The organism is Sporosarcina sp. SAFN-010, assembly GCF_059415065.1.
The window spans coordinates 91,804-113,650 of record NZ_JBPFDS010000010.1; the positions used below are offsets into that span (position 1 = coordinate 91,804).

A 21,847-nucleotide genomic window follows, 5' to 3' on the forward strand; every position below is an offset into this window, starting at 1 on the left:
ATCTTAACCCGCTCGTTTCTCGTCAGTACCCGCTCGTTCCCCGGTGCAACCCGACCGTTTCTCGCCAGTACCCGCCCGTTCTCCGCGGCAACTCGACCGTTTCTCGCCAGTACCCGCTCGTTCCTCAGGGCTACCCGATCGTTTCTCGCCAGTACCCGCTCGTTCCTCAGGGCTACCCGATCGTTTCTCGCAAGAACCCGCTCGTTCAAAGGTTTATGATCACTTCCCAATGTGCATGAGCACTCTCCAATCCTCCAACAAAAAAGGAGCTTCCGAGGAAGCTCCTTTTCATCGTTCTTATTCAAATGTTGGCTTATAGAATGAGCGGTTCTCCAATGGGAAAATGCGTTCCGAGAATTCTCCAGGCTCAGTTTTACTCATCGCTCGGTTCAGCATGTTCATTTTGGCATCGATATTATCGATGTAGTGTAGCATTTCTGCTTCAGGCAACATTGGACGTTTCGGGCTACCCCACTCTTCTTTTCCGTGATGGGAGAGGACCATGTGCTGAAGAAGCATTACTTCTTCTCCGGATACGTCCAACTCATCTGCAGCTTTAGAAATTTCCGTCACCATAATGCTAATATGTCCGAGTAAATTTCCTTCTACTGTGTAGTGAGCTGCAACTGGTCCGGATAATTCGATGACTTTCCCGATATCATGCAAAATCACACCCGAGTACAATAAGTCCTTGTTCAAGGTTGGATACAGATCCGCTACCGCTTTAGCTAGCTTCAACATGGAAACCACATGATCGAGCAATCCTGAAACATAATCATGGTGATTCCGTGTTGCCGCAGGATACATCATGAACGCTTCCTGATGCTTTTTGATCAAATGACGAGTAATTCTTTGAATCTGTGGGTTCTTCATCTCAAAGAAGAATTGCATTAACTCATCCATCAATTCCTCTTTACTTTTTTCAGCAGAAGGAACGAGATCGGACATTGTAATCCCTTCATCTGCTTTCGCAGGGCGAATGCTTTTAATGCGCAGCTGGTTTTTCCCACGATACTCGTGAACTTCCCCGCCTACGCGTACAATAGCAGCTGCAGGGTACAAACGCTCTTGCTCTTCTCCCGTATCCCAAAGCTTTGCTTCCAAGTCGCCACTTTTGTCTTGTAACACTAGTGACATGAATGGACTTCCTTGTTGAGTGACACCTTTTGTGGATTGTTTGACGAACAAAAATAAGTCTACCGGTTCTCCTACTTTATGATCTAATAACTTTTTCATAATGCAACTCCTTCGGGTGAGTTTCCAATTTCGGAAACATTGATAATTTTAGCTTCTGGCCAATGAGGAGCTAGCGTCTCATGGCAAGTAAATACGATAAATTGATGATCTGATGACAATTCCGATATGAGTTGAGTCATGTGGGATAGCCGTTTTGCATCGAAATGGACAAAGGGATCATCCATTATAATTGGAAACGGAGCCTGATCCGCTAACTCACTCGCAAGCGATAGCCGAAGCGCTAAATACGCTTGTTCTTTCGTCGCTTGGCTCAATTCCGCAATCGCAAACGATTGACCATCTTTGCGCATTGCTTGAAATTGTCCGTCTGGATTAATCTCCAGTTGAGCATATTGTCCAGCTGTTAGCTGATGATACATCATATTTGCTCGTGTTAGTACAGCGGGTAACTTTTTCTCTTTCAAATCTCCCATCGTTTGACGAATCGCTTCAGCCGCTACTTGACGACTCGACCAGGATAACGCCAGGGAATTGAACTCCGCTTTTTTGTTTTCATAAAGCTGTTGTGTATGCAGATGGGCATCATCAGAAAGTAACACTTCCGTTTTATGCAGCAAAGCAGCACGTTCATCTGTCAACTCCGAAATTACTTGCTCTGCGGCTACCAATTGTTCTTCAGTTAAGGCAAGTTGTTGCTGGATCCATCCTTCATCATCGCCAAATTCCTCTGCATGATGAAGCGTCTTTAACTGATCATTCAATCCGTCTAAACTCAGTTGTAACGTTTGGATATGTTGCCAACGATCATATGCACCGTAGAATGATTGTTTGTCAGGAACGCCTGCCATCTCGAATAATTGGTGTTCTTGTTCTCGATACGCCTGCAATTCAAGTTTTTTCTCTTCCATCGTTCTTGATAGTTCCTTAACTTGCCGTTCATAAGTTTCGGCTGTGAGCGAGGCATCACGCAGTTTTCGTGCCTCTTGCCTGATTAAAGTATACAGGTCTGCTTCTGGAACTTCACGCTCAAGCACTGTGCGTGCAAACTCAAGATATTCCTCGATCTTCTTATAGGTTTCTTGCCGTTCGTTCAATCTCTCCACTAAGAATCGTTCTGTTTCTTGCAACTGACGTACCAATCGGAACAACTCCGGAATCACTTCAATTCCCGTTGAAGCAGGCAAACCACATTCGATAAGTTGTTCTGTAAGCTGTCTGCGGACGTTCGTTTCTTCTTGAGTCCGGCTAGCTAAATCGCTTCTAAGGGAATCTATGTCCATCGCATAACCATCAGCTGTCATTTTCAACTGCTCCGCTTTTCGGATAAAATCATCCGTCCTCTTGCATAGTTCTTCAAATGCCTCTTCTTTTCCTTCATAAGCTTTTACAAGTGCACTCATTTCTTTCATGCGTTCATCTGATTGCGAAGGGGCTTGCTGCTTTTGCATCAGTCCATAACCACTTACTGCAGCAATAATTATGCCTAATACAGCGATTATCCACTGTTGCTGCAATACCCCGTATCCCGCCACCACAATCGCCGCAGCAAGCAAGATCCATATGATTGTTTTAGAAGATGTCTGCTGTTCTTTTCTTGCAAAGGACACATACGCTTTCGCTTCAGAAAGACGCGCACGTACAGACGGCCACTTTGCTGCTTGCGCTCGTTCATCAGAATTTGGAGCATCAGCATTCAGCCTCTCAAGTTGCTGAACAGTTCTCCCCTGCAACTCTTCGGTACGTTGCAACTCCAACTGAGTGGATTGAACTGCACGTTCTGTTTGCTTTAAGCGTTCTGCCACTTCCTGAAAGCGTTGCTCCTGAGTGAACGAAGTATCTAGTTGCACTAGCCCCTCAACTGCAGAGGACTCAGATGCACCGAGAAGACCAAGTAGCCGCTGTCGCTCCGATGTTAACCGGACAATATCTGACTTAGCACTTACAAGTTCCTGTTGAAGTACTTGCCAATCAGATTCTTTTGCAAGTAATGCTTCTACTGCCACTTCTCGATCTTTTTGACCCTCTTTTTCGAGCTGGTCCTTCACATTCTGTAATTGAAATGAAGCCCTGGCGTGAACCGCTTCTGCTTCATGTTTTTTACTTTCCAACATTTCTTGATCACGTATGCCGTTCGGAGGGAACTCATTCTGACCGAGTTCTTGAATTTCAGTAAGCAACCGTTTTCTGTTTGCAATGATTGGGATTCGTAAGAGAGAGCTCTCAAGCTTTTTCGACTCTGCTTGACAGTTCTGCATCTTACTCCGTTCCAGGATTAGTTGCCTCTCTACTTCTTCCAGTCGAATCACGGCGGGTTCGTATTCATCCACTTTCGCTCTTTGTGTTTTCAGTGTCTCTTCTAGATCTCGGAGTTCTTTTAACAGTACATTCATTTGAGGGTTTTTGCCCGATTTTTTAAACAGCTCCGATTTTTCTTTCTCGAGCCGTTTTTCTAATTGAAGCAACGAATCGATCCCTGTTGTACCCGATGATAGTAACGTGCGGCTTAGCTCATCCGAATCCATATACTCCAAACCTTGTAGCTGAAACAGTGAAAACGAAAAGACCGACTCAAAGGCTGTTCGATCATACTGACGCAAGAGATCATTGAGTTCTGCTTGCCCACCAGTCGTTCCATTTTCGTAACGTATAGTTACATCTCCAGCTGATTTCCCTCGAATTCGCTCTACTTCAACCACACCATACTTTTTATCTCTGAGGACAATTTTCCCACCGTAGCGCGATCCGGTCTTCGGTTCATAACGCAACAGCGCGTTATTTTTTGGTGGAAATCCAAATAACACTTGTAAAATGAATTGATGAATCGTCGTTTTTCCGGCTTCATTCTCTCCGTAAAAGACAGTGACTCCATCCCCTAGCTCAATCGTCACATTGCTTTGACGGCCAAATCCATAGATTGTTATCCTCTCAATCTTCATATCGCGTCACCTCTATTTTCATGTCGAGAGCTCATTTGAAATGAGTTTTCCTGCTTCTCTGCTCAATTCTTCTTTCATTTCGGAGGTTAATGAAGACAAATAAGGTCCCGAGCGTGCATGCTGATAAACATCCTGCAATACCGTTTTCCAATCTTCTTCATCCCAATTGTCCATCTGCTCTTTCACGGATCGAACGAGTGGAGAATCCGGCAAGAGCGCACTCTTTTGGTTCGACTCAAATAATAGCTCAGAGAACCAAGCACTGCGATCCGCTGAATCACGAAGAACTTCTAGCCATTCTTCGTCTGATGAACCGCTGAACAGTTGAGTTGCCTCTGCACCAATGTTAACGTTTCTGATACTAAGAATACTTGCGCCATTCCGCTCAACGACTTCAATCGCAGCATTCTGACATGCAGTCAGCCACTCATTGGCAAGCCCCATTTCCGTGCAATCCATCTTAATCTCATCAAATACAAGAACCGATGTCGGAACGAAGCTTAGTGAGGCAACATTCTCCTCAAGTTCCACTTCGTAAAAGCCTTTCACTCCCTGTTCGTTGCGATGACGACCTTGCAAGTTCCCTGGATAGACGATTGGGGGCTCATTATGTAAAAGTTGACGTTTATGAATATGTCCAAGCGCCCAATACTGATAGCCCTTTTCTATCAACGCTTCTTTTGTAAATGGGGCATAGACGGCGTGCGTTTCTTCCCCTGCGATACTGCCATGAAGCATGCCAATATCAATCGTTCCTAGTTCACGATTCGCTTTCGGGTAGTGTCCAATCATCGCTTCTTTAATGTGACGCTCCTTATAGCTGAACCCATGGATCCGAATACGCTGCCCTCGAACAACAAGTTCTGAGGTTTCCACTTCCGGACCAAATACAGTTACGTTAGCCGGTAATTGGAATCGTGTCCACTTACCTCCGAGATGATCATGGTTCCCATAGGAAATGAACACCGGAATACTAGCTTGTTTCAAACGCTCAAGTCCTTTGACAAATCTCATTTGTGCTCGCAAACTACGATCTTCTCCATCATAGATATCACCTACAATGAGAACAAAATCCGGTGTGGACTGCTCCGCATACTGGATCATTTTTTCATAGGCTGCAAATGTGCTTTCACGAAGTTCAGTCAATCGTGATATCGGCATGTCCGTTATTCCTTTAAATGGACTGTCTAAGTGCAAGTCCGCAGTATGTAGGAATCTAATCATTGATAGTGGACACCTCCTAAAACGAATATTTGTTCTAATTTTACCATATTCCAAGTAGTTACGCGACAGCAATCAAGAGATTTCCACTTGTAAAAACTCCACAAAAAAGCAGAGGATTCGTGCTTTCCTCTGCTTGAACACTCGATGATTCAACTAGTCTTATTCTTTTCCTAACTGAATCGCTTTCTTAATATCCTTCAATGATCGGGATGGACCATACATGAGGACACCGCCACGATAAACACGCGCTCCAAACCATCCTAGTACAAAGATGGTCACAAGCATAATTGCAATCGCAAGAAGTGGTTCCCACATTGGTAAATCCAACATGCCTACCCGTAAAAACATTACCAGTGGTGTGAAGAACGGGAAGAAAGATGCGTACTTCAAGTACACGAGTTCAGGATTCCCTAACCCTGATGCTGCCAATATGAATGCTGCAACAATCATGAGCGTCATCGGCATAATCATCTGCTGGACGTCTTCTGTACGGCTTACGAGAGAGCCTAAAAGAGCTGCTAGCGTCGCGTATAAGAAGTACCCGAGTAAGAAGAACACAACTGCATAGACAAGTGTCATCGGATTAATGTCTGTAAAGTTGAAGAAACTGCCGATCCCCTCAGTCGCTTCTGAAGGAGAAGTTTTAAAGGCGATGAATCCTGCAATTCCGTAAAGCACAATCTGGACAATACCAAGTGTTCCGATTCCGAGTACTTTAGCAAACATATGCTTTACCGGCGATACACTAGAGATCAGAATTTCCATCACTCGGGAGGATTTTTCTGTTGCGACTTCCGTTGCAATCATTCCTGAGTACAGGATGACAGCAAAATAGATTACAAACATGAGGACATACACTAATATACGTGCCTGATTCAACTCATCCTCAGATTTTGCTGAAGCAGAAATATTATTCTTTTCAAAGTTTACTTGTGTAAAAAGAGAATCGACTTGTTCACTCGACAAGGATAGCTCATCAGCTTTGACCCCCGCCTGAACAGTTTGCAGCGCATTGCGCAACGTTTCCGGCAAACTAGTTTCAATGCTACTCAGAGTCGTATACTTTGCCTGGATTGTGTTGGTTTCATCCAAGGATAGCGTCAGAAACGAATCAATATCTTCAGAACGGACTTGTTTCTCCAAATCCTTCTCACTTTCTTCTGTCGACTCCACCGTAATGTCAGACTCATTCGCTTGAAGGACTGCTGCGAGTGGGTCATCAAGTTGCCCACTCGCGTCGATTACTTTAAGTGTTGTGGGCTCGTCACCACCAATCCCATCAATCGAATCGAGAATTCTTGGTAAGTTTGACAGTAAAAAGATACCCGCTACCACTAGTACTGTCGTAATGACGAATGACTTCGTCTTTGCTTTCGTCATAAATGCTTGTTTGAATATAATCCAGAATTCACGCATGTTCCTTCCCCACCTTTGCAATGAAGATATCTTGAAGTGTCGGTTCTTCGATTTCAAATTGTCGGACAGGTCCAGCTTTTAACGCTTCCGTCAGAAGTAGTTCTGCTGTTTCGTCAGAATCTACCTGATAAACTGCACCTTCGACCGTTGGTTTTACAGAATTCACGCCTGGAAGTCCAGCAAGTGCATCCAGTTTATAATCTGAACGGATGCGTACATTTTGTTTTCCAAATGAGCGTTTCACTTCTTTCAATGTCCCACTGACAATTTGCTTGCCCTGATCAATAATGCTGAATTGCTCACATAATTCTTCCACATGATCCATGCGGTGACTGGAAAAAACAATCGTCGCTCCGCTATTTCGAATATCAAGAATCGCTTTTTTCAACATCTCCACGTTTACTGGGTCTAGCCCTGAGAAGGGTTCATCCAAAATAATTAGTTTCGGCTTATGTAAAAGAGCTGCAATCACTTGGATTTTCTGCTGATTACCTTTTGACAGTTCCTCCACTTTTTTGTTCAAATACTGCGGAACTTCAAAACGATCAAGCCACCCGCCAATTTCCCGTTTTGCATCGGACCGTTTCATACCTCGCAGCTCCGCTAAAAAGAGCAGCTGTTCTTCGACTTTCATTTTCGGATACAGTCCGCGCTCCTCAGGTAGATAGCCGATATGAGGGCTCGTCGCATAAGAAATCGGTTTCCCATTCCAAGTAATACGTCCTTCGTTCGGTGTCAGAAGTCCGAGAATCATTCGAAATGTCGTCGTTTTGCCCGCGCCGTTCGCCCCTAAGAAACCATACATTGCTCCTTCTCCAACTGTTAACGAAAGGTCATTCACAGCTGTGAAGTCACCGAATCGTTTTGTCACGTGTTCAATTTGTAATGACATGATTGTACTCCCCCTTATTTCTCTATACTAAAGATTACGTTTTACAACTCAATCCGTTTCAATATTTCGCAATCTCTTAGACTATTTCAATACTTATCTTATAGTTTTCTGTTATAGATAAGAACAGCTACAAAATACGTAATTAATCCAATCGCATACAAACTTGCTAATAACATAGATGCGAGCGTCCATCCCTCTATTATTAAAACTGCTATAGCGAGGAGATAAGACAGTCCAACGAAAGTAATCCATGAAACCGTTCTTGCTTTGACATGAACTTTTTCATATCGTTCATCGAATAATCGATTTTTCTTGCCTCTTCGCCAAAATATCAAAGCAATGATTGAAACAACTCCGAAACCTACAATGAAACCAGAAGCGGTTGACATCCAATCCATTCAAATTCCCCTTTTCTACTTTTCTTCCGTTTCATCCGGATCAAATATCATTTCAATTGGGCGATTGAACAACTTGGAAATTTTAAACGCTAGGATAAGCGATGGATTGTACCTACCTTTTTCCAGAGAGATAATCGTCTGACGAGATACTTCCAAACTTTCAGAAAGTTCATCTTGCGTAAGACCCATTTCCATTCGGATCTCTCTTATCAAGTTTTTCACTCAACGGGTCCCCTCCCTTCCCATCTATAAATAATAACAAGGGATCTCATTCAGTAGTAAAGGTACCTTTACGTAAAGCGTACTTTACAAACCTTACAATGTCAAGCAACATTTACATTCCATTTGCGCAGTAGTAAAAAGACAGCACCTAATTGAAGTAATCACTTCTAAATAGATACTGTCTTAAACTATCTGTTCGGTATGCATAATATTCTATATTAGTTGAATTAAGCATTCCTTTGGTAATGAATCACTATTCATTTAAGGTAAGAAACGTGTATACTAGAGGAAACGGATTGGAGTGGATGATTGTGAGGACGTATAAATTGACGGCGTATGAAAAGGATGGAAAAATGATTGCGGATGAAACATTTACTGCTGATACAGACGAGGCAGCGAAAGTGAAAGGACAAACGTTGCTGGAAGAGCAAAACCTGCTCAATCAGACCCATCGCCTCGCTTCACCTGCAGGTAAATTATTGTTGTTTCATGTTTAAAGCGTTTTCCGATACAGTGTGCTATTCTGTAAACAATCAGTTAGGAGGCGCATACCATGAAGATTGCTTTAATTGCCCACGATGAAAAAAAAGACGAAATGGTAAACTTCACGATTGCCTATGAATCGATATTTGAAAATTATACGCTTTACGCTACAGGAACTACTGGGAAAAGAATTATGGAAGAGACTAAACTACAAGTGAATCGTATGAATTCTGGGCCACTTGGCGGAGATCAGCAAATTGGTGCGATGATTGCTACTGGAGAATTGGATCTCATCCTATTTTTCCGGGATCCATTGACAGCACAACCTCATGAACCAGATGTCAGTGCGTTGTTACGTCTTTGCGATGTATATGGCATTCCACTTGCAACAAACATTGCGACGGCTGAACTGCTCATTCGCTCCATTGAAAAAGGCTATTTTCAATGGCGGGATACTGTAAATAAATACAAACAAAAGACGCTTGCCCGCTTTGACCGCGGATAAGCGTCTTTTTTCAATTTATAGATAGGTTTTGATAGCCCGCTGCAGTGTACCAAGCGTTTTGGTTTCTCCGTCTAATCGAATACCGAGCGTCGCCATTTTTCGGACGACATCCGGCCGGAGTCCCGTGATGACTGTCTGGCAGCCCATCAGTTTGGTGCTTTCAATGACTTTACTTAAATTATCTATAACTTCATGTTCCATATCTGAAATTCCCGATAAATCAAGGATGAGCGTTTGTATGTGATGACTGCTAATTTCATTCAATACTTTTTCTTGGATGACTGTCGTTCTATAATAGTCGAGCATTCCAATTAGCGGCAAAATACTAGTTGTTGGAGTAATGGGGATAATCGGAACGGACAAGTTTTCTACAAGATTCTTTTGAGCTTTAATTTCCTGATCTTTGTAGGATGAATAGCTAATGAAAAATTCATTTAAAAAATGATCTAATCGTGAATTTATCTTTTTTTCAAGTGCAAAGAATTCTTTCACTGTAAACTCTTTTGTTTTCGCTTGTATGTACTCTTGTATAAAGTCCCACAACGTACGGCGGATTGCAGAAACCCATTCTAGTTTGAACGCAAGTGTTAAAGCATGTCTCGCCCACGCAACCCCTTCGACTTTAGCAAAAGACTCCAGTTCATCTTTCTTTGCTTCAATGACAAAGGCAACAAGCTTATGTGCATTTTCAATCAAGTCAATATTACCGATTCGAAGAATTTCTTCGATTTTATCATTGACGGTTGCCGCCTGCATTAAAAGTTCTCGCTCGAAATTATCCCTATTGTCAATCATAAACTGTTTTACTTTTGGACTAACATGATCATTAGACATGCTGTTGCCTCCTTAACTGACTTGAATATACACAAACACTAGTATTACTTCCCTTTTTCTACATATTGAAACCTTTTACAACAGTTTTACGCAAAAGTAAAACCGACAGTCAGCTAAATGAGATGCCGGTTTTGTTTGATTAGTTCCCTGAGAAAACAGGTTGTCGTTTTTCCACAAATGCACGAATGCCCTCTAAATGATCTGCCGTGTTTCGCATCGCCACTTGAGATTCGCTTTCCAACTGAAGCACTTGCTCAAGCTCTGTTCGCTTACTTTCATGCAAAATTCTTTTAGAAGCAATCATTGCAGATATCGGTGACCTGAGCAATCCATTGGCAAGTTGACTTGCGGCTACTTCTGCTTGTCCATTTGGAACGAGTTCATCGACAAGACCTGCTGCTTTTGCTGTCTTCCCATCGATGACTTCTCCACCCCAAATCATTTTCTTCGCATTCGTGGTACCAATACGTTCTTTCAAGAAGAAATGCCCACCGCCATCTGGCACGAGCCCGATGCCGATAAAGTTCATAGCCAGTTTACTGTTTTCCTCAGCAACTAGGATATCGCATCCAAGTGCTAGACTGAAACCAAGTCCAGCAGCGGAACCATGAATGACAGCGATCGTGATTTGTGGTAGCAAGTAGAGTGTCTTTGCTAGGCGTGTAATGTGTTGCATGACATCTCCCATATCCATCGGTGACTCAGGATCGATCATTTTTTTAATATCTCCACCTGCTGAAAACGTTCGACCTGCTCCTTTGATGAGTAACACCTGTATTGAATGATTAGACTTAAGCTCCTCAAAAGCATCTGCTAATTCCTTCATCATCACATCGTCCATCGCATTCATCGAATTCGGTCGATTTAATGTAAGCGTCGCAATCCGATCTTCTTTTGTAAGTTCTATTGTTTGATACATGATAACTCCCCTTTTCCCTATTAATTTTACTGGCAGCTAAACTGAATAGCCATTCATTAATCTAATTCGGGGTAAAGGTGAAAACTCCTTTATTTTGAAACAGGTTGTGGAAAGATCTCATCCAGCAACTCTAACTTTCTTTCAATGGATTCTTGGTACGATAAGATATAAGCGGCTGGATCTTTTGGGTTATGGAATTGTGTAATCCGGCCAGTCTTCGGGTCACGGAACTTACTAGAGGCGCCGCAACCAATTCCGATAATGGACTGCACTTCTTCCATGATCATAATATTATAGATGCTTTCTTCACCCGGCTTTGAATACCCTACGTTCTCCAGATTCCCAAGAATGTTTTTCTGGCGATATAAATAATACGGGACATATCCATTTGCTTCGGTCCACTGTTCGCCAAGCTTCATCATTTTCTCAGCAGTCGGGCGATCAGCCACTTCGTATTTCTTCTTATTCCGTGTCATTTCGGAAGCGCGTTTAAAAGAAAGTGTGTGAATCGTCAACGACTCTGGCTGAAGTTTTTCCGTTTCTTGCAGCGAATGACTGAACTCTTCAATACCTTCGTTTGGCAGTCCGATGATTAAATCCATATTAATGTTATTCATGCCCATGGAACGGGACAGCTTAAATTTGTCGATTGTTTCTTGAACTGTATGATGACGACCGATTGCCTTCAGCGTTTCGTCTGTATACGATTGTGGATTCACACTAATCCGGTCGATACCAAACTTTTTGAGCACATCAATTTTAGCGGGAGTAATCGTATCCGGTCGCCCTGCTTCTACCGTCACTTCCCGTACTTCTTTCATGAACGGGAAAGACTCAATCATGACTTGATACAGCGCGTCCATTTCTTCTGCTTCAATGGATGTTGGCGTACCGCCGCCAAAATAGATCGTTGTCACTTTGACATTCCGTTCAGTAAGCCATTCTCCGAGTTGCCGAATTTCTTCGTGTAAGCCATCTAAAAACGTCTCTACACGGCCGCTTTTACGATGGATCGCGTACGCAGGAAACGTACAATACGCACACTTTGTCGGACAAAACGGGATACCGATGTAGATACTCACTTCTTCTTGAACTTTGTAAAGGTCCGGTACAGCTTTCAACTGAATGTCGGTGATTGTCTCAAGCAAGTTCACTTTTCGTTCGGACACACGGTGTTTATCCATTAACAGTTTCTTTACGTCGTGCGCGTTATGACCTTCCTGGCGATACTTATGGTAAAGTTTCGTCGGACGAATCCCCGTCAATATGCCCCACTCTTGGTTCATGCCCGTAAAGGATTCCAGAACTTCCAATAATACATGCGAATAGAGCCTCTTCCATTGGCGGTTCTGATCTTTTTCATTGCCGCCTTCAGCATTCTCTTTGAACTCCGCATGGTAGGTTTTTTCTTGAACCGTAAGCTCCGCTGTAACTATCAGGAGGTCTCCTTCCTGACTTTCTTGGAAGCGTAAATCGAGCTCTCCGGTTTCTTCTTTCTTAGCAATTTTTGTTTCCTCAAAAAACAGATTGGAGAGATGGATGAACATCCGTACCCAATCTTCTTTAAAATCGCCGTGAAGTGCGATAGTTTTCATAGCTAGCCCAACTTTCTCATGGATCTAAATGATCCGATTGTCTGTGATACTCAGTATAGCAAACCACGAAAAGAAAAAACCAGCCTCATTGGGCTGGTTTTGGTGTCAATTCATTGTCTCGTAAATTTCTTGAACAGGTTTCATGAGAATCCGGTTAATTTCTTCGATGACTCCGCTTAGCTTCATTTCCGCTTCTAGCATTGCCATGATTTTCGGATTTTGTTGTGAAAGTTGAGCTGTTTTTTGAGCATGCTCTAATTCGTCCGGCTGAATTTCTTCACCAGCCATTTGCTTTTGCTGCAACGTAACTTGGATTTCACGGAAATTGCGGAACATTTCAAGTGCTTCGGGGTCCGCCTTGACGTTTTCGATCGCCTCTTTAACCGCTAAAAATTCATCTGTCGTACGTAGTGATTCTTCCAACTTATTAATGTCATCATAAATATTGACTGCCATGTAAAATTCCCCCTAAGTAAGATTTGTAAAGTATACAATGAGTCCTTGCACAATTCCAATCATACCACCTAATAGGGCGCCAAGGACGGTAATCATTTTAAACTCACGTTTTGAAATCCCCAATACAAGATCTTCAAGTACTGAAACTGGGAATGTGTCTACTTGTTCTTTCACAATTTGGTCTAGCTTTAATCTTTTCAGGGACTGTTCCAATTGGATCTCTGCTTGTGTGAATGCAAACTCGATGACTTTAGGTGTTAAGTTTGTTGCAGTCCACGCAGCTCCAGAAGACCAGTAATAGTGAATCGGTTGCGCGAGTCGATTAGAAACATCCAATTCCTTAAGCAAATAGTTACGCAACGTGACACCAAGGCCATCCCAGTCAAAACCACCTACTAGTTCTTCCATAGGTCTCTGCTTCAATTTGTTCCATTCTTTCGTAAGCATCGTTTCAATAAGTTGTGTGGTCCCAGGTGCGGCGATGAATTTCTTCGCTTCCCGTTGTACCTTTTCAACGAGCGAGTTCGAGTCTCCGAAAAACATATTGACCATTCCGCCAAGTGTCCCTTTTGACCCTAGGAAATCTGTGATCAATCGTTGAAACATCACTTTCCCTTCATAAGAATCCACGAATTGATCCGCTCGATTCAAAACATAAGAAGTCACTGTTGGAATATGAGTTTCTGCTTCCAACAACCATTTCTCAGGAACCTTTTCTTCTACAGTTCCCGATAAGATTGCATGTTTTGCTCTATCAAATCGAGCGTCAATAAGTGTAGCAGTTTTTCGTTCCAGAACTAGATCGAGATCGGAAACCCCTGCGAGCTCAAACCACTCTGCAATCGTTCGCTCGGAGTGGAATACTTCCTTCTCCAATCGACTTTGAACGAATTGTTCTGCTTTGGCTGCCATGTCAGGAGTTAATAGGCGCTTTCGAAATGTATCAGGTGTCAGTAAATAATTTGTTACGGTACGTCCTAGTTGTACAGCAAGTTCATCACGTCGTTTCGGGATAAGTCCCGGGGTAAATGGAACCCGCCAACTGCCGATATATTTTGCCTCGTGAGGTCGAAATAACATCTTGATAGCCAGGTGGTTCGTGAAGCCCCCGATTACTGCTCCGATGAGTGCCATGAACAAAAGAATCCATAAAAATTCCAATCGCTTCACCTTTTCCTGTTCGATTTCTTTCATCTTATAACAGAACACCATGGTTAACCAACTAATTAGGCTGTCTGTCCTGTATAAAAACCGGCTGAATTTGATGTGAAAATCCAGTATGATGAACAGTATAGATGTGCTCCTAAGATAGAAAGGATGATTTTATGGAACGAACTGTACAAGACGCACTCGGAAGATCCGTAACTTACACCTATCCACCGAAACGAATTATTTCCCTTTGTCCTGGCATTACAGACACCTTATTTGCATTAGATTTGCAAGAAGAAATTGTGGGAAGAACCCGCTTTTGCATTCATCCTTCTCCAGCAGTATTGGATGTAAAAGCCGTTGCTGGTACGAAAGATATAAAATTAGATGCCATTTTACAATTGAAGCCGGACCTGATCATCGCAGAGAAGGAAGAAAATACGAAAGAAATTGTAGAAGCGCTTGAACAACACCTCCCAGTTTACGTAGCGGAAGTACAATGCGTGCAAGAGGCGTATTCGATGATTGAAGACATTGGAGACGTAACCGATCGGCGGAAGGAAGCTCAAAGCTTGATATCTGAAATTCAAGCCGGATTCCATTCTCTTCAAGGGCTAACCTCAGGAAGTGCCATGTATGTCATTTGGAAAAAACCTTATATGGCAGCTGGACGTACAACCTATATCGACTCACTACTTGAAACACTCGGTTTTTCCAATCCAATCCGTGTATTACCTGGAAGATATCCAGAACTTACGACTCATGATTTTCAGTCCGCCAATCCAGACTTGGTACTTTTAGCTTCAGAACCATATCCTTTTAAAGAAAAACATGTTCCTGAATTTCAAGAAATGCTTCCGAATGCTACGATATTACCTATAGACGGGGAGATGTTTTGGTACGGTCCTAGAATGCTGGAAGCCACGTCTTACTTCAAAGAATGGCTTAGTAAAGCCACTCTTTGAAGGTCAAAAAACAATTATAATTTTCCCATTAATTACTACAAGGCAACATATTTACACATATCATTTTTAGTGCTATAGTTGTCCTATCGACATAACTTTTATCATGGAATCTGAAATTCCGACAGGGCTTTTAGTAATGAACCTTCTCTTTCCATCGATACTCTGTCGAATGACATTTTGACAGTGCGCTGTCTCTCAAACTTTGCATTTCTGATTGGCCTCAGGAATTCATTTAGCATCATATACATACAAAAACCACCTTCCGCATTTTTACGAAGGGTGGTTTTTGTCAGTTCAAGGCAGTGCATTGTAAATAGTGGACATTCGGATTGCATGCTCCATTTCATCATGAAGTGCAATGAACAGAGGATTATATGCCTCTTCAATCGGAATGGTCAACAACATTTCCTTATACGTTTCAATGTCCTCCAATTCATCGACAAGCGCTTTCTGCACACATTGTTTGGCATCATAGCAAGGAACAGGACGTTTCGGATTAGGCACAAACGATCCAGTCAGCATATAATGGAGCTGTTGAAACATTTCGTAATGACTTTTCTCGTCTTCATATGCATGGCGGACAAAATCTTTCCACATCGGTTCTTTTAACTGGTCATGCAGAGACTTGTAAAAAAAGTAGGCTTTGTATTCATCATGAATGGCTTGCTTTAGTTTTGAGACAAACACGTCTCGCCCTCCTAAATAGTTTACTTTAACTATATGCAGAGGTGAATTGAATCATGAAAGGGGTAAATGATATGTTACAGCATTTTCGAGTACAGCCCATGTTTGAAGGTGGACAACTGCCCGGTTGGACGTTTTCATTCCAGCAAGGTTCTGAGCGATTTACAGGAGATTATATGCCTGATGGAACCATTAAGTGGACAAAATCCACACCTAATGATGAAGAATCCGTAAAAAAAATGGTACACGAGCTCATGACCTTTCACGTGTATGAATAAGGAGCTCGTTTATGCACAGACTATCTGTATTAATTAATTTTGGAGGGAATGTGCATGGAAGAAAAGACTCCTGAACAATTGGCAAAAGAAAAACAACAATTGTATGTTGAAAATCAAAAAACAGAAAATGTTTTTGAAGACAAAGATCGTATGACCGATGAACAAAACGCTTGGAAAGAAACGCAGCCTAAGCGGATGTAGCTGTCGGATTAATAATGACAAAAAGTAAAGGGCTAGTCTAAAAGGGGTTATTTTCCTCTTGGACTAGCCTTTTTCTCATTAAATCAGCCATAAAACGGGGTTGATTTTCGTTTCAGGCGGACGCTTTCCAAGGGGCTTGATTTCAGCCGCTTCCTTCGCTTTGCTCAGTCCAGGGTCTTCAATCTTCGCTTATCCCTTCGGAGTCGCCGCCTTACACTACAATCAACGGATAATATTTTAGATAACGAATGTTAAATAATGTATCCACCATAATTAGTCTTCAGATAGTTTTTGTTTGCCAATCACTACATAGTAATAAATCGAAGAAATTACATAGAGCGCTGCTGTGATACTAAATGCGATGGCATAGCCCCAATAAAAACCACGTGCTACAACGAGGCCAGTTGCAATCGGGGCCATCGACGCCCAACCTAATTGGAATACGGTTTGGTTCATCGAGTTCGCGAGTCCCCTATACTTATCTGAAACGAGTTCCATCGCAACAGCACTTTGTATCGGATTCCCTGCATTCATAAGCGCTTGGCGGAGTAGAAACCCAAGAGATGCCAGTATTAGTGAATTTGTAAATCCTGTGAGTAATAAGAATGGGATTGAAAGCAACTGAAAAAGAATGAGTGCCTTCACTTTACCAACTTTTTTTACAAGCATGGGGCCAATAAGCACCGCCACTGCAGTCATAGCAGATCCAAGAGATAGTATCAGTCCTATATACGAGTTGGAAGCACTGAAACGATTGGCAAAGTATAAGTTTAAGTAAGGAACCACAAGACCCGAACCGATTCCAATCAGCAATCCTGCGAACGAAAAGTGAAGAATGAGGATGAAGTTCTTTTTGAAACTTGTATCCCTCGTTTCCTCGGGAGTTGCTTTAATTTCCTTTGGAGTTGTTTCACGCACTTGTACTGGAATGGGCGGTTTGTCTTTCAAGGCGAACAAGGGTGGAAGCCCTAACGCAAATACCCCTGCGCCAACATATAACGACCATCGAATTGCATCCACTGCTCCCATATTAAAGAACAGTTGCAACCCATCTGCTAGCAATCCCCCTGCAAGACTTCCGATCACCTGAGAAACAGTGATGAGTGCAAACTGGATGCTGAATAGTTTGACCCTTTCAGATGGAGCTGAGTTTTCAGCAAGAAATGGAATACCCGATACTTGCACAAACGCCATGAAAACTCCTGTGAGTGAGGATACGAATATAATGGGTTCTTCCATTACGGTTGCACTTCTCCAAAACAGAGTGACGACCGTAATGGCCGCTCCCCCTGTAATCATCCACTTGCGACCAAATTTATCGCTTAAAAATCCAGCAGGAACGAGCATGATAGCTGTAGCCAGCGCTGTCATGGAAATCACTTTTCCATTTACGGTTTCAGGCATTCCGAGTTCACGAATATACAAATTGTACATAACCATAAAGGCGCCAAGTCCGATTTGAATGAAGATATTAGCAAGCAAGAAGAATTTCACGTTTCGATTATACAATAAGATCGTTTTTTTCCAATCATGAATCAGGTTCAAGGGAACCCCTACTTTCTTATCCGGAATTTTCGATACTCTAAATATATGGTTTTTCGGGTATGTACGCAATACTTTTTCGAATTATGAAATATATGGACAAGGGGTTGTGCTAGAGTTCATTTCTCTAAATTTCCGATTCCATGATTGAAATTGCCGATTTCCGTCTTCATATTGCCGATACTTGCTTACGAGTTTCCGATTCACTCCACCATAATGCTGATTCCTCTTCCTCGTATACTCCCCAAAAAGCTCATAAAAAAAAGCCGAAGCTCATTGGCTTCGACTTTTTCAATATTAAACAGAAATCCCTGATTGCAACTTATACATTTGTGCATATTGTCCGTCGAGCAGCACTAATTCATCATGCGTTCCGCTTTCAACGATTTCACCGCGATCTAACACCAAAATCTTATCTGCGTTTTTAATCGTTGAAAGTCTGTGAGCAATGATGAACGTCGTACGTCCCTTTTTCAATACGTCCATCGCATGCTGAATAATTTCCTCCGTCTCTGTATCAATATTGGAGGTTGCTTCATCCAATATTAAAATCGCAGGGTCGAACGCGAGTGCCCTCGCAAAAGAGATGAGCTGTCGTTGTCCACTAGAGAGTGTGCTTCCTTTTTCAACAACAGGTTCTTCAATCCCCTTAGGCAAATGCTCAAGTACTCGTTCTCCACCAACTGCTTCCAACGATTCACGAACTTTGTCTCTGGAAATTCGTTCATCGCCAAGACTGATGTTGGATTCAACAGTTCCAGTGAACAAATAAGGATCTTGTAGTACGATGCCCATATGATTGCGAATCGTCTGGCGTGGTAAGGAAGTAATGTCGTGACCATCGATTAAAATCTTTCCTTTAACCGGATCATAGAAACGGAACAGCAAGTTCATGATGGAACTTTTTCCTGAACCCGTATGACCAACGAGTGCCACCGTTTCCCCACGTTTCGCTTCGAACTTAATGTCCTTTAAGACATATTCCTCTTCTTTGTAGGCAAACCATACATCCTCAAACGTCACATTTCCCTCGTAGCGCTCCATTCGTTCATCACTGACAGGTTCTCCAGATCGATCTAGTAGCTGGAACACCCGCTCTGCCGCAACTAAAGAATGTTCAAGTCTCGCGAACTGATTCACGATACCTGTTACAGGGTTAAACAGACGTGTAATGTAGTCAACAAACGCATACAGTAAACCTACGGATACAACGCTTCCTGTTGTAATTGAAGCTCCGGCGAAATACCAAATGAAAATAACGAACGTCATCGATCGGATCGCATTGACCAAGTTATGGGACGTTGCCGCTTCCACTTTCAGTAACTTCGTCTGATAGTCATAATGCGTCGTATTTAGTTCTTCAAATTCGCCTTCCATCTGTTTCTCGCGTCCGAATGCTTGAATGATTGTCATCCCGTTAATGGATTCATTGATCATCCCATTCATGTCACTGACTTTTGCACGGATAACGTGATTGACTTTGGAAGCAAATTTTCGATAAAGAATCATCCAGATGTAGAGTAGTGGTAAGACAAAAAGCAAAATCGCTCCCATTTTCGGATCCAAACTGAATAATGCTATATAGATTCCAATGATGTACATGCCGCTAATCGCAAATTGAGATACGACGGTTACGTACAAATGTCGTATGGCTTCGGTATCATTCGTCACACGCGCCACAACTTTACCTGCAGGCAAGTTATCAAAATAACTGATCGGCAACGTTTGAATATGTTGATATAGTTCATTTCTCATTTTCTGGACAATCCGGTTCGCTGTCGCCTGCAAAAGCAAATACTGTCCATAACGGAAGATTGCCGTGACAACTGCTAGGCCGAAAAAGATTGCGAGAAGTTTAGCAATCGGTTCAAAATCAATGCCACCTGTTGCTGCACCTGCTATATGATTATCTATAATTTGTTTTGCAATGATTGGGCCAAGCAAATCTGCCCCAACTGCTATTGCGAGGAGTACCATGCCGCCAACGAAATACCCTTTGAATTGCAGCGCATAGTTTACTAATCGTTTACCTGTCGTCATTATTCTCCCCCTCCGATCTGCTGGCGATCATATTGTTCTTTATACCAGCCGTTCATCGAGAGCAAGTCTTCGTGATTTCCTTCTTCAATCACACGGCCATCCTCAAGGACAATAATCCAATCCGCATGCTGAATTGCTGATAATCGGTGCGTTGTGATAATTGTCGTTTTCCCACTACGCTCGTTTTGGATGTTCTCAATGATTCTTGTTTCCGTTTTTGCATCTACCGCAGATAGTGAATCATCCAAGACCAGAATCTCTGGATTTTTCACAATAGCACGAGCGATAGAAATTCGCTGTTTTTGTCCACCTGAAAGGGCGACTCCTTTTTCACCGACAAGGGTTTGTAACCCTTCCGGCAATAGTTCCAAGTCCTTTTCAAAGTGGGCAAGTCGAATCGCTTCTGCAATATCACGATCGTCTGCATCCGGTTTACCAAATAAAATATTGTCGCGAACCGAACGTGAAAATAACACATGATCCTGAGGCACATAACCAATCCAGTTACGGACTTGCTCCTTCGTCATATCATCCAAACGGTTCCCGTCAAATGAGAGCAAGCCTTCACCTGCAGGATATTCGCGCAGCAACTGTTTGACAAATGTCGTCTTTCCGCTGCCCGTTTTTCCAACGATACCTAATGTTTGGCCACCTGATAGTTTCACACGGATCTGATCCAAGTTTTTACGTTCAGACGTCGGATATGCAAAACTGACGTCTTCAAAACCGATCACTCCAGGACGGTTCATCTGCACAGGCATCGATGGATCTCTGACATCTTCAATTGCATCCAATGTTTCTTGAACGCGATCGAGTGATGCATTTCCGCGTTGCATGACATTGATGAGTTCACCAATGGCAAACATTGGCCACACAATCATTCCGAGATAGACGTTGAACGTAACCAATCCACCTAATGACATCTCTCCCACGGAAACCAAATAGGCTCCATAACCGAGACCAATCATATACGATAACGATGTCATTATTTTTGATATGGGGGTGAACAGTGCGTCGATCCGTTCAACTTCCATATTCTTTTGGTAAACGTCTTCTGTCGCATCTTCAAAGCGCTTTTCTTCAGCGCGTTCCTGAACATATGCACGCACGACCCGGACACCCGCCACAGCTTCTAGCACGTCATCATTCAGATCACCGAATGCCTTTTGTGCGGTTACGAATTTGAGATGTATTCGTTTTCCAAGCACTTGCATTAAATAAGCTAAAATGGGTAATGGTAAAATTGCTGCAAGTGTTAGTTTCCACGACACGAGGAACCCCATCATGACAATTAGGGTGAACAAGTATACCGTGGAGTCAATCAGCGTCATAATTCCAAATCCAGCCGTTTCAGAGATGGCTTGAAGATCATTTGTTGATCGGGCCATTAAATCCCCTGTTTTGTTACGTTGATAAAATGACGGGGTCATCTTTAGAAAATGGCGCATTAAATTGCCACGTAATTTCCGTTCAATGACATTGGCGCCACCAAACAATTGGTATTGCCAAACGTAATCCCCAATATATCCAATTACAATAATGAGTAACATGATGCCGATATATGTCCAAAGCAATTGAGCATTCATCGTATTCAAGTGGATTCCGTCGATTGCCTTACCTATAATCCATGGGGGGATAATTCCCAAGATACTTGACATAATTAATAATAGGAGAGCAATGGTATAGCGCTTCTTATTCTCCTTAAAAAACCAACTTAATTTCCCTAAAACCGAAAACATACTATATCTACGACCTTTCTTGGAGCAACTTCAGCTATCCGCCTTCTGGTGTCTCCTTTTTAAGCAATTTTATAGGTTGGAACGTTTCGTTCATCACATCTATAGCTCCCCTTTCGTATTAGTTGTATATGCAACACGCTTTGCGTGATAACACCTTATTTTAGTGAACATA

At 42.5% G+C, this 21,847-nt stretch carries 21 protein-coding genes; 5 read left to right on the forward strand and 16 right to left on the reverse strand.

The window, feature by feature from the left end:
- Positions 1-297 precede the first annotated feature (297 nt).
- The 7 genes from yhaM to ACR65F_RS12405 form a co-directional block, all read right to left on the reverse strand.
- Entirely contained in the window at positions 298-1,236 is a 939-nt protein-coding gene (gene yhaM, locus ACR65F_RS12375) for a 3'-5' exoribonuclease YhaM (RefSeq protein WP_039042565.1), read from the reverse strand.
- A complete protein-coding gene (locus ACR65F_RS12380; protein ID WP_440504588.1) occupies positions 1,233-4,133 on the reverse strand; it encodes an ATP-binding protein in 2,901 nt (966 codons plus the stop codon). Before ACR65F_RS12380 ends, yhaM begins: the two co-directional genes overlap by 4 nt.
- Before the next feature lie 18 nt (positions 4,134-4,151).
- Positions 4,152-5,357: a metallophosphoesterase family protein gene (locus tag ACR65F_RS12385; protein ID WP_440504589.1), complete on the reverse strand. Its 1,206-nt coding sequence runs from the start codon at positions 5,355-5,357 to the stop codon at positions 4,152-4,154.
- A 159-nt stretch (positions 5,358-5,516) separates the two neighbouring features.
- Positions 5,517-6,773, reverse strand: coding sequence for an ABC transporter permease (locus ACR65F_RS12390; protein WP_039042568.1), 1,257 nt, complete (start codon positions 6,771-6,773; stop codon positions 5,517-5,519).
- Positions 6,766-7,665, reverse strand: coding sequence for an ABC transporter ATP-binding protein (locus tag ACR65F_RS12395; RefSeq protein ID WP_039042569.1), 900 nt, complete (start codon positions 7,663-7,665; stop codon positions 6,766-6,768). Before ACR65F_RS12395 ends, ACR65F_RS12390 begins: the two co-directional genes overlap by 8 nt.
- A gap of 98 nt (positions 7,666-7,763) precedes the next feature.
- Complete coding sequence (locus ACR65F_RS12400) at positions 7,764-8,063, reverse strand: DUF2178 domain-containing protein (RefSeq protein ID WP_440504590.1); 300 nt, start codon at positions 8,061-8,063, stop codon at positions 7,764-7,766.
- 15 nt (positions 8,064-8,078) lie between these two features.
- Positions 8,079-8,285 carry a helix-turn-helix transcriptional regulator gene (locus tag ACR65F_RS12405; RefSeq protein WP_039042571.1) on the reverse strand — a complete coding sequence of 69 codons (207 nt, stop codon included), beginning with the start codon at positions 8,283-8,285 and terminating at the stop codon, positions 8,079-8,081.
- Between the two features lie 311 nt (positions 8,286-8,596).
- Between ACR65F_RS12405 and ACR65F_RS12410 the strand changes: the two genes are divergently transcribed.
- Together ACR65F_RS12410 and mgsA are read left to right on the forward strand one after the other, a co-directional pair.
- Complete coding sequence (locus ACR65F_RS12410) at positions 8,597-8,782, forward strand: YhzD family protein (RefSeq protein ID WP_039042590.1); 186 nt, start codon at positions 8,597-8,599, stop codon at positions 8,780-8,782.
- Positions 8,783-8,838: 56 nt separating this feature from the next.
- Positions 8,839-9,273, forward strand: a complete 435-nt coding sequence (gene mgsA, locus ACR65F_RS12415; RefSeq protein WP_039042572.1) for a methylglyoxal synthase — start codon at positions 8,839-8,841, stop codon at positions 9,271-9,273.
- Between the two features lie 15 nt (positions 9,274-9,288).
- On the opposite strand, the gene ACR65F_RS12420 is transcribed toward mgsA, so the two are convergent.
- The 5 genes from ACR65F_RS12420 to ACR65F_RS12440 all read right to left on the reverse strand — a co-directional run bounded on the left by ACR65F_RS12420 (position 9,289) and on the right by ACR65F_RS12440 (position 14,271).
- On the reverse strand, positions 9,289-10,107 hold the full coding sequence (locus ACR65F_RS12420) for an STAS domain-containing protein (protein ID WP_440504591.1): 819 nt from the start codon (positions 10,105-10,107) through the stop codon (positions 9,289-9,291).
- A gap of 139 nt (positions 10,108-10,246) precedes the next feature.
- Entirely contained in the window at positions 10,247-11,029 is a 783-nt protein-coding gene (locus ACR65F_RS12425; protein WP_440504602.1) for an enoyl-CoA hydratase, read from the reverse strand.
- An 86-nt stretch (positions 11,030-11,115) separates the two neighbouring features.
- Positions 11,116-12,621: a coproporphyrinogen III oxidase gene (locus ACR65F_RS12430; RefSeq protein ID WP_440504592.1), complete on the reverse strand. Its 1,506-nt coding sequence runs from the start codon at positions 12,619-12,621 to the stop codon at positions 11,116-11,118.
- A gap of 105 nt (positions 12,622-12,726) precedes the next feature.
- Positions 12,727-13,077 (reverse strand): YlbF/YmcA family competence regulator, encoded by a 351-nt coding sequence (locus ACR65F_RS12435; protein WP_039042576.1) that lies wholly within the window; start codon positions 13,075-13,077, stop codon positions 12,727-12,729.
- A gap of 12 nt (positions 13,078-13,089) precedes the next feature.
- On the reverse strand, positions 13,090-14,271 hold the full coding sequence (locus tag ACR65F_RS12440) for a DUF445 domain-containing protein (RefSeq protein ID WP_440504593.1): 1,182 nt from the start codon (positions 14,269-14,271) through the stop codon (positions 13,090-13,092).
- A gap of 131 nt (positions 14,272-14,402) precedes the next feature.
- On the opposite strand from ACR65F_RS12440, the gene ACR65F_RS12445 reads away from it, so the two are divergent.
- Positions 14,403-15,191 (forward strand): ABC transporter substrate-binding protein, encoded by a 789-nt coding sequence (locus ACR65F_RS12445; RefSeq protein WP_440504594.1) that lies wholly within the window; start codon positions 14,403-14,405, stop codon positions 15,189-15,191.
- 294 nt (positions 15,192-15,485) lie between these two features.
- Here ACR65F_RS12445 and ACR65F_RS12450 read toward each other — a convergent pair whose 3' ends face one another.
- Complete coding sequence (locus ACR65F_RS12450) at positions 15,486-15,878, reverse strand: ferritin-like domain-containing protein (RefSeq protein WP_039042578.1); 393 nt, start codon at positions 15,876-15,878, stop codon at positions 15,486-15,488.
- A gap of 71 nt (positions 15,879-15,949) precedes the next feature.
- On the opposite strand from ACR65F_RS12450, the gene ACR65F_RS12455 reads away from it, so the two are divergent.
- Together ACR65F_RS12455 and ACR65F_RS12460 are read left to right on the forward strand one after the other, a co-directional pair.
- Positions 15,950-16,153, forward strand: a complete 204-nt coding sequence (locus ACR65F_RS12455; RefSeq protein ID WP_039042592.1) for a DUF5342 family protein — start codon at positions 15,950-15,952, stop codon at positions 16,151-16,153.
- Between the two features lie 54 nt (positions 16,154-16,207).
- On the forward strand, positions 16,208-16,354 hold the full coding sequence (locus tag ACR65F_RS12460) for a hypothetical protein (RefSeq protein WP_156137929.1): 147 nt from the start codon (positions 16,208-16,210) through the stop codon (positions 16,352-16,354).
- A 273-nt stretch (positions 16,355-16,627) separates the two neighbouring features.
- Here the strand turns inward: ACR65F_RS12460 and ACR65F_RS12465 are convergent, their stop codons facing one another.
- The 3 genes from ACR65F_RS12465 to ACR65F_RS12475 form a co-directional block, all read right to left on the reverse strand.
- The gene (locus ACR65F_RS12465; RefSeq protein WP_440504595.1) at positions 16,628-17,899 is read right to left on the reverse strand and encodes an MFS transporter; all 1,272 of its coding nucleotides are present in this window, start codon (positions 17,897-17,899) and stop codon (positions 16,628-16,630) included.
- A gap of 294 nt (positions 17,900-18,193) precedes the next feature.
- Entirely contained in the window at positions 18,194-19,936 is a 1,743-nt protein-coding gene (locus tag ACR65F_RS12470; RefSeq protein WP_440504596.1) for an ABC transporter ATP-binding protein, read from the reverse strand.
- On the reverse strand, positions 19,936-21,675 hold the full coding sequence (locus ACR65F_RS12475; protein WP_039042580.1) for an ABC transporter ATP-binding protein: 1,740 nt from the start codon (positions 21,673-21,675) through the stop codon (positions 19,936-19,938). Before ACR65F_RS12475 ends, ACR65F_RS12470 begins: the two co-directional genes overlap by 1 nt.
- Positions 21,676-21,847: the final 172 nt, after the last annotated feature.